18 protein-coding genes are annotated in these 17,090 nt (G+C 63.7%); all 18 read left to right on the top strand.

Annotated features, from left to right (window positions below; translation table 11 throughout):
* The first annotated feature begins 132 nt into the window (after positions 1–132).
* The 18 genes from ACLEJQ_RS16255 to ACLEJQ_RS16170 all read left to right on the top strand — a co-directional run bounded on the left by ACLEJQ_RS16255 (position 133) and on the right by ACLEJQ_RS16170 (position 17,018).
* On the top strand, positions 133–531 hold the full coding sequence (locus ACLEJQ_RS16255; protein ID WP_440796561.1) for a DUF2946 domain-containing protein: 399 nt from the start codon (positions 133–135) through the stop codon (positions 529–531).
* 45 nt (positions 532–576) lie between these two features.
* Positions 577–1,056 carry a copper chaperone PCu(A)C gene (locus tag ACLEJQ_RS16250; RefSeq protein WP_440796560.1) on the top strand — a complete coding sequence of 160 codons (480 nt, stop codon included), beginning with the start codon at positions 577–579 and terminating at the stop codon, positions 1,054–1,056.
* 57 nt (positions 1,057–1,113) lie between these two features.
* On the top strand, positions 1,114–1,518 hold the full coding sequence (locus ACLEJQ_RS16245; RefSeq protein WP_440796559.1) for a DUF2946 domain-containing protein: 405 nt from the start codon (positions 1,114–1,116) through the stop codon (positions 1,516–1,518).
* An 84-nt stretch (positions 1,519–1,602) separates the two neighbouring features.
* On the top strand, positions 1,603–3,729 hold the full coding sequence (locus ACLEJQ_RS16240; RefSeq protein ID WP_440796558.1) for a TonB-dependent copper receptor: 2,127 nt from the start codon (positions 1,603–1,605) through the stop codon (positions 3,727–3,729).
* A 182-nt stretch (positions 3,730–3,911) separates the two neighbouring features.
* Positions 3,912–5,291, top strand: coding sequence for a PepSY-associated TM helix domain-containing protein (locus ACLEJQ_RS16235; RefSeq protein ID WP_440796557.1), 1,380 nt, complete (start codon positions 3,912–3,914; stop codon positions 5,289–5,291).
* Between the two features lie 200 nt (positions 5,292–5,491).
* Positions 5,492–6,280 carry an ABC transporter ATP-binding protein gene (locus ACLEJQ_RS16230; protein ID WP_440796556.1) on the top strand — a complete coding sequence of 263 codons (789 nt, stop codon included), beginning with the start codon at positions 5,492–5,494 and terminating at the stop codon, positions 6,278–6,280.
* Positions 6,277–7,224: an ABC transporter substrate-binding protein gene (locus ACLEJQ_RS16225; RefSeq protein WP_440796555.1), complete on the top strand. Its 948-nt coding sequence runs from the start codon at positions 6,277–6,279 to the stop codon at positions 7,222–7,224. Before ACLEJQ_RS16230 ends, ACLEJQ_RS16225 begins: the two co-directional genes overlap by 4 nt.
* Positions 7,221–8,231: a FecCD family ABC transporter permease gene (locus ACLEJQ_RS16220; protein ID WP_440796554.1), complete on the top strand. Its 1,011-nt coding sequence runs from the start codon at positions 7,221–7,223 to the stop codon at positions 8,229–8,231. The genes ACLEJQ_RS16225 and ACLEJQ_RS16220 overlap by 4 nt, the downstream gene beginning before the upstream one ends.
* 383 nt (positions 8,232–8,614) lie before the next feature.
* Positions 8,615–9,880 (top strand): urea ABC transporter substrate-binding protein, encoded by a 1,266-nt coding sequence (urtA, locus tag ACLEJQ_RS16215; protein ID WP_440796553.1) that lies wholly within the window; start codon positions 8,615–8,617, stop codon positions 9,878–9,880.
* Between the two features lie 162 nt (positions 9,881–10,042).
* Complete coding sequence (urtB, locus tag ACLEJQ_RS16210; RefSeq protein WP_440796552.1) at positions 10,043–11,545, top strand: urea ABC transporter permease subunit UrtB; 1,503 nt, start codon at positions 10,043–10,045, stop codon at positions 11,543–11,545.
* Positions 11,545–12,624 (top strand): urea ABC transporter permease subunit UrtC, encoded by a 1,080-nt coding sequence (gene urtC / locus ACLEJQ_RS16205; RefSeq protein WP_440796551.1) that lies wholly within the window; start codon positions 11,545–11,547, stop codon positions 12,622–12,624. The genes urtB and urtC overlap by 1 nt, the downstream gene beginning before the upstream one ends.
* Positions 12,621–13,481: an urea ABC transporter ATP-binding protein UrtD gene (gene urtD / locus ACLEJQ_RS16200; RefSeq protein WP_440796550.1), complete on the top strand. Its 861-nt coding sequence runs from the start codon at positions 12,621–12,623 to the stop codon at positions 13,479–13,481. Before urtC ends, urtD begins: the two co-directional genes overlap by 4 nt.
* A gap of 115 nt (positions 13,482–13,596) precedes the next feature.
* Entirely contained in the window at positions 13,597–14,295 is a 699-nt protein-coding gene (gene urtE / locus ACLEJQ_RS16195) for an urea ABC transporter ATP-binding subunit UrtE (protein ID WP_440796549.1), read from the top strand.
* A 30-nt stretch (positions 14,296–14,325) separates the two neighbouring features.
* Positions 14,326–15,177 carry an urease accessory protein UreD gene (locus ACLEJQ_RS16190; RefSeq protein ID WP_440796548.1) on the top strand — a complete coding sequence of 284 codons (852 nt, stop codon included), beginning with the start codon at positions 14,326–14,328 and terminating at the stop codon, positions 15,175–15,177.
* A gap of 153 nt (positions 15,178–15,330) precedes the next feature.
* Positions 15,331–15,633: an urease subunit gamma gene (gene ureA, locus ACLEJQ_RS16185; RefSeq protein WP_047227360.1), complete on the top strand. Its 303-nt coding sequence runs from the start codon at positions 15,331–15,333 to the stop codon at positions 15,631–15,633.
* Between the two features lie 9 nt (positions 15,634–15,642).
* On the top strand, positions 15,643–16,176 hold the full coding sequence (locus ACLEJQ_RS16180) for an N-acetyltransferase family protein (RefSeq protein ID WP_440796547.1): 534 nt from the start codon (positions 15,643–15,645) through the stop codon (positions 16,174–16,176).
* A gap of 6 nt (positions 16,177–16,182) precedes the next feature.
* The gene (locus ACLEJQ_RS16175) at positions 16,183–16,716 is read left to right on the top strand and encodes a GNAT family N-acetyltransferase (RefSeq protein ID WP_440796546.1); all 534 of its coding nucleotides are present in this window, start codon (positions 16,183–16,185) and stop codon (positions 16,714–16,716) included.
* Positions 16,713–17,018 carry an urease subunit beta gene (locus ACLEJQ_RS16170; RefSeq protein WP_440796545.1) on the top strand — a complete coding sequence of 102 codons (306 nt, stop codon included), beginning with the start codon at positions 16,713–16,715 and terminating at the stop codon, positions 17,016–17,018. The genes ACLEJQ_RS16175 and ACLEJQ_RS16170 overlap by 4 nt, the downstream gene beginning before the upstream one ends.
* The last annotated feature ends 72 nt before the right edge of the window (positions 17,019–17,090 follow it).

Below are 17,090 nucleotides of genomic sequence, written 5' to 3'. Positions count from 1 at the left end.
ATACGCACCCGACAATCTATTGCTACTGTTAATCCAAGCCCTGCGACCCTACACCGCACGTGGCTTTTTTACTTCTACCCCCCGATCAGGCTAAATACCGCCACCTGATCGCCCAATCGAGCGGATTCGCCCATGTCCCGACAACGGCTTGCATTTGCCTGGATCGCCTGCTTCGCAGTGCTGTTCAACATGCTCGCCATGCCGCTTTCCGGCAGCGCTGTCGCTAGGGCAGAGGCTCCGTCGGAGCAGTTGCTGTGGGGCAGTTTCTGTTCTTCGGGTGGCACGAAGAGCGTGGCGATTTCCCTCGGCAAGCTCGAACAGAGCGCACCGCAGCAAGACGATCATTCCAACATGCAACATTGCTGGTGCTGCGCCGGTTCAGCCGCGCTGATGGCGCTGGCCGGTCACATGCCACAGCTGTATCTGGACGCACGACTGGCCCACCAAGGCGCCGCCCCGCCATCGTTCGACAACCCCACGCCCCGCCAGCAATGGCCCAGTCTCAACCCCCGCGCCTCGCCTCCGGCCTGATTCTTCCCGCAAAACCTGCGCCTTGAATCGTTTCGGAGAATTGCCATGTTGAACAGACTCATCCTGCTGGCCGCCCTGCTGCTGCCTGTCGGCTTCGCCCAGGCCCACCAGTACAAAGCGGGCGAGCTTGAGATCGCCCACCCGTGGTCCCAGGAACTGCCGCCGAACGCGCCGACCGTGGCCGCGTACTTCGTGATCCATAATGCCGGCTCCAACGCCGACCGGCTGCTCGGCGTCGACTCGCCGATTGCCGGCAAAGCCGAGCTTCATGAGCATGTAAAGCAAGACGACCTGATGAAGATGCAACCGGTGCCGGTGGTGGATATCGCCGCGGGCGCGACCGTGACCTTCGCGCCAATGGCCTATCACGTGATGCTGCTGGACCTGAAGGACCGCAGCCTGCTGAGCGATGGCAAACGCTTTCCCATGACGTTGCATTTCCAGAAAGCCGGGGACGTTGTCGTGGATGTAGCGGTGCAGAAAAAAGCCCCCGACGGCACCAAGACGCACGTGCACGCCCAGTAGACGTAGCCGCCCGTGCAATCTCCCCGCACCAGACTGTCCACGCCCCGCCGCCCATCCATGAGCCTGGCGCGCGGCAGCTGGATCAGCCTGTTCGCGATGCTGATGATCTTCATCGGTCCACTGATTTCTCAGTCGATGCCGATGGATCAGCGCATGTCGCCGGTCATGAACATGTCCATGCCAATGGACATGGATATGGACATGTCGGCAAGTGCCCATGGCGACCATAAAGCACCGACAGCCAAACACTGCCGGCCCCAGAGCGAGCACCATGCGCTGTGGGAAAAATGCGGCTATTGCAGCCTGCTGTTCAACTGCCCGGCCTTGCCTGGCGGCCAGACCTTCGCCGTTTTCGACACACCGCAAACCAATAGCTTTACCGCCCCTTCTCCCCGGCTGGGCCATGCCCGCGCCTCATTCTTCCCGGGTGCACGCACCCGCGCCCCGCCCCTCGACGCGTAAGCCCCGGCACTTACCTTACCCGGTCGCACAAGACAGCCCCAGGCTGCCCGACCGTGTCGTTTACGTCTGTTCGATGGAATCATCATGTCCAGGATTTCTGCTGGCATCGCTTTGGGCACTGCCCAGGTTCGCTGCCCCCCGAACGAGCCACGGGTTCGTTTTCGCCATACGGTCGCCGCGCTGTGCGGCCTGCTGCTGTCACCCCATGTGCTTGCCGACGAGCACGAGCATCATGAGACCCAGGTCGAGGAACTGAGCCCGACGGTCATTACCGCCATCGCCCCCAGTTCTCCGCTGACGGTCGTCACCAACCCCAAGGACCCACGCCAGCCGGTCCCGGCCAGTGATGGCGGTGACTACCTCAAGACCATTCCCGGCTTTGCCCTGGTGCGTAACGGCGGCACCAACGGCGACCCGGTGCTGCGGGGCATGTTCGGCTCGCGGCTGAATATCCTCACCAACGGCAGCATGTTGCTGGGCGCCTGCCCAGGGCGGATGGACGCGCCGACGTCCTACATCTCGCCGGAGACCTACGACAAGCTCACCGTCATCAAGGGCCCGCAAACCGTACTCTGGGGCCCTGGCTCATCGGCTGGGACCATCCTGTTCGACCGCGAACCGGAGCAGTTCGGCGAACTCGGCACGCGGGTCAACGCCAGCGTGCCGGCCGGTTCCAACGGCCGCTTCGACAAGGTGGTGGATGCCGCCGCCGGTGGACCGCTGGGTTATGTGCGGGTGATCGGCAACACCGCGCATTCCGACGACTACCGTGACGGCAATAACGATACGGTGCCGTCGCGCTACGAGAAGTGGAACGGCGACGTCACGCTCGGCTGGACGCCGGATGCCGATACCTTGCTGGAGCTGACCGCCGGCAAGGGCGACGGTGAGGCGCGATACGCCGGACGCGGCATGGACGGCGCGCAGTTCAAGCGCGAAAGCCTCGGGCTGCGTTTCGAGCGCTCGAACCTCGGCGAGGTGTTGGACAAGATCGAGGCCCAGGTCTACTACAACTACGCCGACCACGTGATGGACAACTACACGCTGCGCACGCCGTCCGGCACCGGGATGATGGCCGGGCCGATGGCGTCCAACGTCGACCGCCGGACCCTCGGCGCCCGCATCAAGGCCACCTGGCGCTGGGCTGATGTGCAGTTGATCAGCGGCCTGGACGCCCAGACCAACGAGCATCGCCAGCGCAGCAGCATGGGCATCGACACCTACAAGGACCTGCCCCGGACCAAGGACGCCGATTTCCACAACTACGGCATGTTCAGCGAACTGACCTGGTACGCAGCCGACCGCGACCGGCTGATCACCGGCGCCAGGCTCGACCGAGCGTCGGCCAAGGACTACCGGCAGACTGTCGGCTCCGGCATGTCGGCCCGCCCCAACCCCACCGCCGACGACACCCGCGCCGACACGCTGCCCAGTGGCTTCGTACGCTACGAACATGACCTGGCCGACAGCCCGACCACGTTGTACGCAGGGCTGGGCCACGCGCAACGCTTCCCGGATTACTGGGAGTTGTTCTCGCCAAACGCCGGCCCCAGCGGTTCGTTGAATGCCTTCGACTCGATCAAGCCGGAGAAAACCACCCAGCTCGACTTCGGCCTGCAATACAAGACCGATGCCCTCGAAGCCTGGGCATCGGGATACATCGGCCAGGTCCGCGACTACATCCTGTTCGACTACACCCCCGGCATGATGGGCAGCACTTCGCGGGCCGAGAACATCGATGCGCGGATCATGGGCGGCGAGCTGGGCGCGGCCTACAAGCTGACCGAGCGCTGGAAAGCCGATGCGTCCCTGGCCTATGCCTGGGGCAAGAACAGCAGCGACGGCACGGCCCTGGCGCAGATGCCACCGCTGGACGCCCGCCTGGGCCTGACCTACAGCGAAGACCGCTGGAGCACAGGAGCCCTGTGGCGGGTGGTGGCGGCGCAGCATCGCGTCGATGAAAACAAGGGCAACGTGGTGGGCAAGGACTACGGCAAAAGCGCGGGCTTCGGCGTGTTCTCCCTCAATGGCGCGTATCGCATCAACCCGCATTGGAAGGTCAGCAGCGGCGTCGACAACCTGTTCGGCAAAGCCTACGCCGAGCACCTGAACCTGGCCGGCAACGCCGGGTTCGGTTTCCCGGCGAACGACCCGCAAGCCATCAACGAACCGGGGCGCACGCTCTGGACGAAGGTGGATATGAGTTTCTAGGCCTGACACCGACCTCTTGTGGCGAGGGAGCTTGCTCCCGCTCGATCGGTCCGACGCCGCGGGCGTAGCGACCGAAAAAACCAGGACTGCTGCGCAGTCCAGCGGGAGCAAGCTCCCTCGCCACAGGGTCTTTGTTTTACCGCACTACATAACAACCCAATTTGCCTGCGGAGCGCTTTTTCATGAGCCAACCGAAACCGAATTTCTACAACCTCGCCTGGCGCTGGCATTTTTATGCCGGGCTGTTCGTCGCCCCCTTCATGGTGATGCTGGCCCTGACCGGTATCATCTATCTGTTCAAGCCGCAGCTCGATCCACTGATGTACGGCAGCCTGCTGAACGTACCCGCCGGGCACCACAGCCTGGCGGCGGACGACCTGCTCAAGCAGGTTCGCCAGGCCTACCCGCAAGGCAAGGTCAAGCAGTACCTGCCACCGGTCAACGCCGAGCGCAGCGCGCAGTTCGTGGTGATCGACAAGGGCCGGGAACTGAACGTGTTCATCGACCCGTACCATGGCGACGTCCTGGGCGAGCAGGATGCGAAAAACAATCTGCAAGCCATGGCGCGGGCGATTCACGGCGAGTTGCTGATCGGCACGGTTGGCGACCGCCTGGTGGAAATGGCCGCCGGCTGGGGCGTGGTGCTGGTGGTGTCGGGGCTGTACCTGTGGTGGCCACGCGGGCAATCGACGGCCGGGGTGCTGTGGCCCCGCTGGCGCGCTCGCGGGCGCCTGCTGTGGCGCGACCTGCACGTGGTGGTCGGCTTCTGGGGCGCGGCATTCCTGCTGGTGATGCTGCTCAGCGGCATGACCTGGACCGGCTTCTGGGGCAAGCAATACGCCGACCTGTGGAACCGCTTTCCGGCGGCGATGTGGAATGACGTGCCCAAGTCCGACGTCGAGGCCGGCAGTCTCAACAACGCCCACCGCCAGACCGTACCCTGGGCCATGGAGAACACGCCGATGCCGATGTCCGGCGACCATGCCGAACACATGGCCCACGGTGGAGCCCATGAAGGCCCGGCGGCCCCGGTCGTCAGCCTGCAAGCGGTGCAGGACATCGCCACGCAACGCAACGTCGAACCGGGCTATAGCATCACTCTGCCGACCACCGCCGGCGGTGTGTTCACCATCGCCGTGTTCGCCGACGACCCGCGCAACGACGCGACCCTGCATGTGGACCAGTACACCGGTAAAGTCCTGGCGGATGTGCGCTGGGAGCATTACAGCTTGGTGGCCCGCGCCACCGAGACCGGTGTGATGCTGCACGAGGGCAAGATGTTCGGGCCACTGAACCAGATCATCGTACTGCTGATCTGCCTGATGATCCTGCTCAGCGCCGTCAGTGGCCTGGTGATCTGGTGGAAGCGCCGACCCCAGGGCAAGTTCGGCGTACCGCCGCTGCGTCATGACCTGCCGACCTGGAAGGGCGGCGTATTCATCATGCTTGCCCTGGCGGTGGTGTTCCCGCTGGTAGGGGCGTCGCTGGTGGTGGTATGGCTGTTGGACCGGCTCGTCACCCGGATCAATCGCCAGCCTGAGGTGGCTTCATCTTCAAGTTGAACACAGTGAGTTAACGGCAAGCGGCGCGAAGGCTCTACAATCGCGCCCGCTATCAGACTCAACACCTTCCCCTTGTGGGAGCGAGCCTGCTCGCGATAGCGGTGGATCAGCCAACAGTGATGTAGCTGATAGATCGCTATCGCGAGCAGGCTCGCTCCCACAGAGGGAACTGTGTGTCGATCCATCATTCGAGTACACGCATGACCTCGCTCACCCTCTCCCACCTCGCCTGGACACCCCTGGGCCACGGGCATTGCCATCACCAGTTCCAGCTGCATGACGTCACGTTGCAGGTGGCGGACGGGGAGTTCGTCGGGTTGATCGGGCCCAATGGCAGCGGCAAGACCAGCCTGTTGCGCTGCGCCTATCGCTTCAGCCGGCCGGAACGTGGCGAGGTGAAATTCGAGCATCACAATGTGTGGAAACAGTCGTCACGCTGGTGCGCACAACGCATCGCCGTGGTGCTGCAGGAGTTTCCCGAAGCCTTTGGCCTGACGGTGCAAGAAGTGGTCGCCATGGGCCGCACGCCGCACAAAGGTCTGTTCGACACCGACACCCATGACGACCGGCGCCTGGTGCTCCAGGCACTGGCGGCGGCCGGGCTTGAAGGCTTCGGCGCGCATGCCTTCGCCACGCTGTCGGGCGGTGAGAAGCAGCGGGTGATCCTGGCTCGCGCCCTGGCCCAGCAACCACGACTGCTGATCCTCGACGAGCCGACCAATCACCTCGACCCGCACTATCAACTGCAACTGCTGCAACTGATTAAGGGCCTGGGCATCGGTACCCTCGCCAGCCTTCACGACCTGAACCTGGCCGCCGCGTTCTGCGACCGGCTGTACGTGATCGAACACGGGCGCATCGTCGCCAGCGGCACACCGAGTGATGTCCTCACCGCCGAGCTGTTGCGCGAGGTGTTCGGCGTGCAGGCGCTGGTGGACGAGCATCCGCTGTCCGGCTACCCCCGAATCACCTGGATAACCCAACCATGACTTTGCGTTTTCTGCTGCTCCTGCCCCTGCTGCTGGGCAGCGCCCAGGCCCTGGCCGAGGCCACCCACTATCCGCTGACGATCCAGAGCTGCAACCGCCAGGTGCAGTTCAACCAGGCACCCCGGCACGCGGTCAGCCATGACATCAACATGACCCAGATGATGCTCGCCCTGGGGCTCAAGCCGCGCATGGTCGGCTACAGCGGCATCAGTGGCTGGAAATCGGTGACGCCCGAGATGGCGAAGATCCTCGACGGCCTGCCGGAACTGGCAGCCAAGTACCCGTCGGTGGAAACCCTGCTCAATGCCAACGTGGATTTCTTCTTCGCCGGTTGGGACTATGGCATGCGCGTAGGCGGCGACCTGACGCCGCAGACCCTGCAACCGCTGGGCATCAACGTGTATGAACTGACCGAGTCCTGTGCCTTCGTGATGAAACGTCCGGCGGCGTCGCTGGAAGACACCTACAACGACCTGCGCAACCTGGGAAAGATCTTCGATGTGCAGGATCGCGCCGAAGCCCTGATTGCAACGATGCAGGCCCAAGTGGCCGAGGTCCGTAAGCAGCTGCCAGCGGATCGACCTCGGGTGTTCCTCTACGACAGCGGCGAAGACCGGGCCATGACCTCCGGCCGTCTGGGCATGCCCCAAGCGCTGATCGACGCCGCCGGCGGTCGCAACATTCTCGACGACGTGGAAACCAGCTGGACCCGGGTCAATTGGGAAAACGTCGTGGAGCGCAATCCCGAGGTCATCGTGATCGTCGACTACGGCGAAGTCAGTGCCGAGCAGAAGCAGCATTTCCTGCTGGACAACCCGGCCCTGCAATCGGTGGACGCGATCAAGCACCGGCGCTTCATCGTGATCCCCTACGTCCAGGCCACGCCGGGGATCGATAACGTGCTGGCGGTGCAAACCCTGGCGAAGGGTTTTTACCGTCCATGAACGATCGTCGCTATGGCGCGCTGCTGGTGCTGCTCGGCGCGTTGCTGCTGGTGTCGTGCGTGGTGTCCCTGGGCTTCGGCCCGGCGCGGGTGCCGGTGGCCGTGGTCTGGGACATCCTGCTGAACAAGGCTTTGGGTATCGGCGACGTCTACTGGACGCCCGGCCAGGAGCACATCGTCTGGCTGATCCGCGTGCCGCGCCTGCTGCTCGGCGCCTTGGTGGGCGCGGGCCTGGCGTTGATCGGCGCGGTGCTGCAGGCGGTCACGCGCAATCCGCTGGCCGACCCGCACTTGCTGGGGGTCACGTCCGGCGCAACCCTGGGCGCGGTCATCGTGGTGCTGCATGTCGGCGAAATCGTCGGCCTGCTGACCCTGCCCCTCGCTGCGTTCATCGGTGCACTGCTGAGTATGTTGCTGGTGTTGGCGATTGCCAGTCGCCAGGGGCGCCTGGAAAGTGATCGCCTGTTGCTGTGCGGGGTGGCGGTGTCGTTCGTGATGATGGCGGCGGCCAATCTGCTGCTGTTTCTCGGTGACCATCGCGCCAGCTCGGCGGTGATGTTCTGGATGCTCGGCGGCCTGGGCCTGGCGCGCTGGGAATTGCTGGCGGTGCCGGCCGTCAGCGTACTGCTCGGACTGGTGTTGCTGCTAGGCATGGCCCGGCCGCTGAATGCGTTGATGGCCGGTGAGCAGACCGCCGTGACCCTGGGCCTGAACGCCGCGCGAGTGCGCTTGTGGATCTTTCTGATCGCCTCGCTGATGACCGGTGTGCTGGTGTCCATCAGCGGCTCGATCGGCTTCGTCGGACTGATGGTGCCGCACATTGCCCGGCGCCTGGTGGGCGCCGAGCACCGTCGGCTGCTGCCGGCCTGCGTGCTGCTGGGCAGCCTGTTCCTGGTCTGGGTGGACGTCGCCGCCCGTACCCTGATCGCCCCGGAAGATTTGCCGATTGGTGTCGCTACAGCCGCTATCGGCGGGCTGTTTTTCATCGGACTCATGCGGCGCCGATAAAGGCAGGCTGACGCCAACCGTGGCGAGGAAGCAAGCTCCCGCTGGGGTGCGAAGCGCCCCCGGATTCTGAGTTCTGGGGCAATCGCTGATGACTTTGCCAAATGGGGGCTGCTTCGCAGCCCAGCGGGAGCAAGCTCCCTCGCCACGGGTCTGTATTCACAAGCAGAGTCATGCCAAGGCTTCAACCCCGCGCCCCAATGTAGAGCATCTCCTCGCACCAATCCTCATGATGCGACCGCTCATGGTGCGCCCGCGTTTTTCTTAACCCCGCCAACTCCCTGTTTCCGCGCCTCCCCCCAACCGGGCACACCCCTTGCAAAAGCCTCCTTCAGCGTCTGCATCTGCCAACCAAGAAAACTCATAAAGTCCACGGAGATCGCACAATGAAGCGTCGTAGCTTGATCAAGGCTTTTACACTCTCGGCAAGCATTGCCGCGATGGGCATGGCCTGGACCGTCCAGGCCGCCGAGACCATCAAGGTCGGTATCCTGCATTCGCTGTCCGGCACCATGGCGATTTCCGAGACGTCCCTCAAGGACATGGCCCTGATGACCATTGACGAGATCAACGCCAAGGGTGGTGTGAACGGCAAGAAGCTTGAAGCGGTGGTCGTGGACCCGGCGTCGAACTGGCCGCTGTTCGCGGAAAAGGGCCGGCAGCTGCTGACCCAGGACAAGGTCGCGGTAGTGTTCGGCTGCTGGACCTCGGTGTCGCGTAAATCGGTGTTGCCGGTATTCGAAGAACTCAACGGCCTGCTGTTCTACCCGGTGCAGTACGAAGGCGAAGAGATGTCGCCGAACGTGTTCTACACCGGCGCAGCGCCGAACCAGCAGGCGATCCCGGCGGTGGAATATTTGATGAGCGAAGAAGGCGGCAGTGCCAAGCGCTACTTCCTGCTGGGCACCGACTACGTCTACCCGCGCACCACCAACAAGATCCTGCGCGCATTCCTGCATTCCAAAGGCGTGGCGGACAAGGACATCGAAGAGGTCTACACCCCGTTCGGCCACAGCGATTACCAGACCATCGTGGCGAGCATCAAGAAGTTCTCGGCCGGCGGCAAGACCGCCGTCATCTCCACGGTCAATGGCGACTCCAACGTGCCGTTCTATAAGGAGCTGGCGAACCAGGGCCTGAAAGCCACCGACGTTCCGGTGGTGGCGTTCTCGGTGGGCGAAGAAGAACTGCGCGGCATCGACACCAAGCCGCTGGTGGGCAACCTGGCGGCGTGGAACTACTTCGAGTCGGTGGATAACCCGGCGAACAAGAAATTCGTCGACGCCTGGAAAACCTACGCCAAGGCCAAGAACCTGCCGGGCGCCGACAAGGCGGTGACCAACGACCCGATGGAAGCCACCTATGTAGGGATCCACATGTGGGCCCAAGCGGTGGAGAAAGCCAAGTCCACCGATGTCGACAAAGTCCGCGAAGCCCTGGCCGGCCAGACCTTCGCCGCACCGTCGGGCTACACCCTGACCATGGACAAGACCAATCACCACCTGCACAAGCCGGTGATGATCGGCGAGATCCAGGACGACGGTCAGTTCAACGTGGTCTGGCAGACCGAAGGCCCGATCCGCGCCCAGCCATGGAGCCCGTTCATCGCCGGCAACGACAAGAAGCCCGACTATGCGGTGAAGAGCAACTGAGCCCATGGGTGTCGGCTTGAGCACGGTGCTTAAGCCAACACAACTCCCTTGTGGGAGCGAGCTTGCTCGCGATGACGGCGGCACATTCAGCATAACTGCACACTGAACCACCGCTATCGCGAGCAAGCTCGCTCCCACATTGTCCGCGTAAGGCGATTTTCTATGCCCACTGCCCTCTACCGCCTCATCCTCGCCCTGGTGCTGCTGTTACCAGTGGCCACCCACGCCGGCGACGCCGAAGACTTCGCCACCGCCAACCCGACCCAGCAGGCCAGGCTTCTGGAAACCTGGGCCGCGCAGCCCGAGCCTGGGCGCGTCGAGTTGATCGACGCCTTGCAGCAAGGCCAGTTGACCCTCGACGGCCAACCCAAGACCCTGCGCTTGAACAACCGCTTACGGGGGCTGATCGAAACCGCCCTCGCCAGTCACCAACTGCTCGCCGCCGATGCACGCGTGCGCCTTGACGCCGCCCGGCAGTTGCAGAAAAGCGCACGCCCGGCCCAACTGGCGTTTCTCGACCGGCAACTGGCCGGTGAACAGAACGAAGACGTGCATGCCGCCCTGAGCCTGGCGCTGGCCAATCTGCAACTGGTGGATAGCAACCCCGGCGTGCGCCTGGCCGCCGTCCGGCTGCTGGGAGAAACCGGCGACCCGCTGGCTCGTACTCGCCTCGAGGGCTTGCTCGAGCCCGGCGTCGAAACTGATGCCAACGTACGCACCGCCGCCGAAACCAGCCTCAGCCAGGTCAAGCGCAAGTTGCTGGTCGGCGAGCTGCTCGGCCAGGCCTTCAGCGGCATGTCCCTGGGCTCGATCCTGCTGCTCGCCGCCCTCGGCCTGGCGATCACTTTCGGCCTGCTGGGGGTGATCAACATGGCCCACGGCGAAATGCTGATGCTCGGCGCCTATTCCACCTACGTGGTGCAGATCCTGTTCCAGCGCTTCGCCCCCGATGCCATCGAGTTCTACCCGCTGATCGCCCTGCCGGTGGCGTTCTTCATCACCGCCGCCATCGGCATGGCCCTGGAACGCACGGTGATCCGCCACCTCTATGGCCGTCCGCTGGAGACCCTGCTCGCCACCTGGGGCATCAGCCTGATGCTGATCCAACTGGTGCGCCTGGTGTTCGGCGCGCAGAACGTCGAGGTCGCCAACCCGGCCTGGCTGTCGGGCGGGATCCAGGTATTGCCGAACCTGGTGCTGCCGTACAACCGCATCGTGATCATCGCCTTTGCGCTGTTCGTGGTAGTGCTGACGTGGCTGTTGCTGAACAAGACGCGCCTGGGTCTCAACGTGCGCGCCGTGACCCAGAACCGCAACATGGCGGCCTGCTGCGGCGTGCCTACAGGCCGCGTCGACATGCTCGCCTTCGGCCTGGGTTCGGGAATCGCCGGGCTCGGCGGCGTGGCCCTGAGCCAGATCGGCAACGTCGGCCCGGACCTGGGCCAGAGCTACATCATCGATTCCTTCCTGGTGGTGGTGCTCGGCGGCGTCGGTCAACTGGCCGGTAGCGTCTATGCGGCCTTCGGCCTGGGCATCGCCAACAAGATCCTCGAACCGCAGATCGGCGCCGTGCTCGGCAAGATCCTGATCCTGGCGTTGATCATTCTGTTCATCCAGAAGCGTCCGCAAGGCCTCTTCGCGCTCAAAGGACGGGTAATCGACTGATGAACCAGCCCCTGATCGTCACGGCCACGCAAAAGGCCGGTCCCAAAGTCACCCTTGTGGTCGGCGCGTTGGTGCTCGCCGTGCTGCTGAGCCTGCCGTTGCTGTCGCTGTTGTCGGCGGACAACCCGCTACAAGTCTCGGCCTATACCCTGACGCTGGTGGGCAAGATCCTTTGTTACGCCATCGTTGCCCTGGCGCTGGATCTGGTCTGGGGTTACGCCGGCCTGCTCTCCCTCGGCCACGGCCTGTTCTTCGCCCTGGGCGGCTACGCCATGGGCATGTACCTGATGCGCCAGGCGGCCGGCGATGGCCTGCCGGCCTTCATGACCTTCCTGTCATGGACCGAGTTGCCCTGGTACTGGACCGGCACCGACAGCTTCCTCTGGGCGTTGGCCCTGGTGGTGCTGGCCCCCGGTCTGCTGGCGCTGGTGTTCGGCTTCTTTGCCTTCCGCTCGCGGATCAAGGGTGTGTATTTCTCGATCATGACCCAGGCGCTGACCTTCGCCGGCATGCTGCTGTTCTTCCGCAACGAGACCGGGTTTGGCGGCAACAACGGCTTCACCAATTTCCGTTCGATCCTGGGCTTCGGCATCACCGAGCCGGGCACCCGGGCCGTGTTGTTCCTGGCTACGGTGCTGCTGTTGGTGGTGAGCCTGTTCCTCGGCTGGCGCCTGGCCCGCAGCAAGTTCGGCCGGGTGCTGACCGCCCTGCGCGATGCCGAGAACCGGTTGATGTTCTGCGGCTACGACCCCCGTGGCTTCAAGCTCTTCGTCTGGGTACTGAGCGCGGTGCTGTGCGGCCTGGCCGGTGCGTTGTACGTGCCGCAGGTGGGCATCATCAACCCCAGCGAAATGTCACCGACCAACTCTATCGAGGCCGCCGTGTGGGTGGCCCTCGGCGGACGTGGCAGCCTGATCGGACCGCTGCTGGGCGCGGGCGTGGTCAATGGCATGAAGAGCTGGTTCACCGTGGCGTTTCCTGAATATTGGTTGTTCTTCCTCGGTGCGCTGTTCATCGTCGTGACCTTGTACCTGCCCAAGGGCGTGATCGGGTTGCTGAAGAAAAGGGGCGAACAATGAGAATCACACCCACGGCCGACTTCATGCTCGAACCCATCCTGGAACCCAACAAAGACCAGGGCAGCAGCCGCGACGCCATCGGCCTCGGCCAGGCCGCAGGCATTGGCCTGAACACCCGCCACGGCACGATCCTGACCCTGGAGGACATCAGCGTCAGCTTCGACGGTTTCAAGGCCCTGAACGATCTGAACCTGTACATCGGCGTTGGCGAATTGCGCTGCATCATCGGCCCCAACGGCGCGGGCAAGACCACGTTGATGGACGTGATCACCGGCAAAACCCGCCCCAGCCACGGCAAGGCCTGGTTCGGCGAAACCCTGGACCTGACCAGCATGAGCGAGGTGCGGATTGCCCAGGCCGGCATCGGTCGCAAGTTCCAGAAACCCACGGTGTTCGAAGCCCTGAGTGTGTTCGAAAACCTGGAGTTGGCGCTCAAGACCGACAAGTCGGTGTGGGCCAGCCTGCGGGCCAGGCTGAGCGGCGAACAGCATGAGCGCATCAGCGAAGTGCTGGAGACCATCCGCCTCACCACCTCGGTCAATCGCCCCGCCGGGTTGCTGTCCCACGGACAGAAGCAGTTCCTGGAGATCGGCATGCTGTTGGTCCAGGATCCGCAACTGTTATTGCTGGACGAACCGGTGGCCGGCATGACCGACGCCGAGACCGACTTCACCGCCGAGCTATTCAAGTCCCTGGCGGGCAAGCATTCGCTGATGGTGGTGGAACACGACATGGGCTTCGTCGGCGCGATTGCCGACCACGTCACCGTGCTGCACCAGGGCAGCGTGCTGGCCGAAGGGTCGCTGGCGCAGGTGCAGGCCGATGAACGAGTCGTTGAAGTTTATTTGGGAAGATGAATCGGCCAGCTTCGAGCCGCAAGCTTCAAGCGGCCAGTTAAAGCAAGTCTCGCACCGTCCCGCTCTTACTTGCCGCTTGAAGCTTGCCGCTTGAAGCCCTACGAACGGAGTTCAAATGTTACAGGTCCAACATCTTCACCAATACTACGGCGGTAGCCACATCCTGCGGGGCCTGTCGTTCGATGTGAAGGTCGGCGAGGTGACGTGCCTGTTGGGGCGCAACGGCGTGGGCAAAACTACCCTGCTCAAGTGCCTGATGGGCCTTTTGCCGGCCAAGGAAGGCGCGGTGAACTGGGAAGGCCAGCCGATCACCACGTCCAAGCCGCACCAACGGGTGCATGCCGGCATCGCCTATGTGCCCCAGGGCCGCGAGATTTTCGGTCGGCTGACGGTGGAAGAAAACCTGCTGATGGGCCTGTCGCGTTTCCCAGGCTCCGAGGCCAAGGAAGTACCGACGTTCATCTATGAACTGTTCCCGGTGCTGTTGCAGATGAAACAGCGTCGTGGCGGTGACTTGTCCGGCGGCCAGCAACAGCAACTGGCGATTGGCCGGGCGCTGGCGAGCCGACCGCGGCTGCTGATCCTCGACGAACCCACCGAGGGCATCCAGCCGTCGGTGATCAAGGAGATCGGCGCCGTCATCAAGAAACTGGCGGCCCGGGGCGACATGGCGATTCTGCTGGTGGAGCAGTTTTACGACTTCGCCGCCGAACTGGCCGATCAGTACCTGGTGATGTCCCGAGGCGAGATCGTGCAACAGGGGCGCGGGGAAAATATGGAAGCCGAGGGTGTACGCGCACTGGTTACGATCTAGTCTGTAGCGTCCCGAGAATTATCAGAAACCATGAACCTACCTGTCTTTGCGTTGGCGCCCGCGGCGCTGTTCACCCCCAGCTGGCACGCGGCGCTGGAGCTCGGCTACGCCCGGTTCGGCGACTGTACCCGCCCGGTCCAACGCCGCCATAAAGGCCCGTTGCGGGTGCAAAAGCATTTGTACGCCGAAGGGCCCGAGGTGTGCCAGCACATCATCGTCCACCCACCGGGCGGAATTGCCGGAGGCGACCGCCTGGATATTTCGGCCAGTGTCGGCCCTGGCGCCTGGGCACAGCTGACCAGCCCTGGCGCGGCCAAGTGGTATCGCGCCGGCGGCCCGGCGTATCAGAACCTGACCCTGGAGGTCAGCCCCGGCGCGACCCTGGAATGGCTGCCTCAGGAAACCATCGTCTTCAGCGCGGCCCAGGCCGAACTCAGCACCCGCATCGACCTGCAAGGCGATGGGCGTTTGTTCTATTGGGACGTAGTCGCCCTGGGCCGACCGGCCAGCGGTGAGCGATTCGACCTCGGGCATTTCCAGTCGCGGCTGGACATTCGCCGCGACGGCCAGTTGCTGTGGCATGAACGCCAGCGCATCGTCGGCGACGACGGATTGCTGGACTCGGCCATCGGGCTGGGCGGGGATCCGGTGTTCGCCACGTTGCTGGTGACGGGTGAAATCGATAGCGAATTGTTGGAGCAATGCCGATCCCTGGACCATGCGGTGCGCGGTGACCTGACCCAACTGCCTGGGCTGGTCGTGGCGCGGTGCCTGGCGAGCGAGGCGTTGCTGGCGCGGGGGTGGTTGGTTGAGTTGTGGCGTTTGCTGCGGCCAGCGTTGCTCGGTCGAGAGGCCGTCCCCCCAAGAATCTGGAGCACATGATTTGGCTTTTCTGTGGGAGCGAGCTTGCTCGCGATAGCAATGGAAGCTTCAACATAGCAGTTGACCGACACACCGCTATCGCGAGCAGGCTCGCTCCCACAGGGGCTGTGTGTTGTTAACCCGAATTTATTTAACTGCCTTTACGGACTGCCCATGGACCTGACTCCACGCGAAAAAGACAAGCTGCTGATCTTCACCGCCGGCCTCGTTGCCGAGCGGCGGCTGGCCCGTGGCTTGAAACTCAACTACCCCGAGGCCATGGCCTATATTTCCGCAGCCCTGCTCGAAGGCGCCAGGGACGGCCAGACCGTGGCCGAGCTGATGCACTACGGCACCACGTTGCTGACCCGCGAACAGGTAATGGAAGGCATCCCGGAAATGATCCCGGAGATCCAGGTGGAGGCGACATTTCCCGACGGCACCAAACTGGTCACCGTTCACCAACCCATTGCTTGAGGCCGCGCCATGACTTATCACGTTCGGGATGCCCGGCACACTGACCTGCCAGCGATCCGCGACATCTACAACGACGCGGTACTGAACACCACGGCGATCTGGAACGAGCAGGCCGTGGACCTGGGTAATCGCCAGGCCTGGTTCAGCGCCCGGCAAGCCCAGGGTTATCCGGTATTGGTGGTAGTCGATGCCGACGACAACGTCCTCGGCTACGCTTCGTTCGGCGACTGGCGGCCCTTCGACGGCTTCCGCCACACCGTCGAGCATTCGGTGTACGTGCGCAATGACCAGCGCGGCAATGGTCTCGGCCCGCAATTGATGAGCGCGCTGATCGAACGCGCCAGGACCTGTGGCAAACACATCATGGTGGCCGCCATCGAAAGCGGCAACGCGGCCTCGATTCGACTGCACGAGCGGGCCGGTTTCGTCACCACCGGGCAAATGCCCCAGGTGGGCACCAAGTTCGGTCGCTGGCTGGACCTGACGTTCATGCAGTTGACCCTCAATCCCGGCGCACCTGCGCCTGCTGCCAACAAGGAGTGAACCGCGATGAACGCTGCCCAGTTGCGTCGAGTCCACGCTGAGAGCTTTGCGCATTATCGCCAGGGCCTGATCGATCTGTTGCTTGATGCCGTGGGACACGGCGCCAGTGTCGGCTTCATGGCCGACCTCGATGCGGCCCAGGCCCGTGCCTATTTCGACGAGGTCCAGGCCAGCCTCAACCAAGGCAGTCTGTTGCTGTGGGTGGTGGTCAAGGATGAGCAAGTCCAGGCCAGCGTCCAGCTTGCCCTGTGCCAGAAACCCAACGGCCTGAACCGGGCCGAAGTGCAGAAGCTGCTGGTACGCGGCGATGCCCGCCGCCGCGGCCTGGGCCAGCAGCTGATGAACGCCCTGGAACTCGGCGCACGCCAGCACAAGCGCGGCCTGCTGTATCTGGACACCCAGGCCGGCTCCGAAGCCGAAGCGTTTTACAAAGCCCTGGGCTACACCCGTGTCGGCGAACTGCCGGACTACTGCCAGAGCCCGGACGGGACCTACACCCCGACCGCCATCTACTACAAGACTTTGGGGCAACCGCAATGATCCCAGGCCAATACCAGGTCCAGCCCGGCGAAATCGAACTCAACGCCGGGCGCCGCACCCTGACGCTGAGCGTTGCCAACAGCGGCGACCGGCCGATCCAGGTCGGCTCGCACTATCACTTCTTCGAGACCAACGACGCCCTGACCTTCGACCGCGCCGCCAGCCGCGGCATGCGCCTGAACATCCCGGCCGGCACCGCCGTGCGCTTCGAGCCGGGCCAGAGTCGGGAAGTCGAGCTTGTCGATCTGGCTGGGTTGCGGCGAGTTTACGGGTTCGCGGGACGAATCATGGGCGACTTGTAGACTTCATCTGCAAGTCTCTAGCTGCAAGCTGCAAGAAACAGCGGTTTGCGGCGCTCCCCTTCGCTTTGTTGT

The organism is Pseudomonas sp. SMV71 (genome assembly GCF_052042015.1).
GTDB lineage: Bacteria > Pseudomonadota > Gammaproteobacteria > Pseudomonadales > Pseudomonadaceae > Aquipseudomonas.
This window is presented reverse-complemented; position numbering and strand designations above follow the sequence as displayed.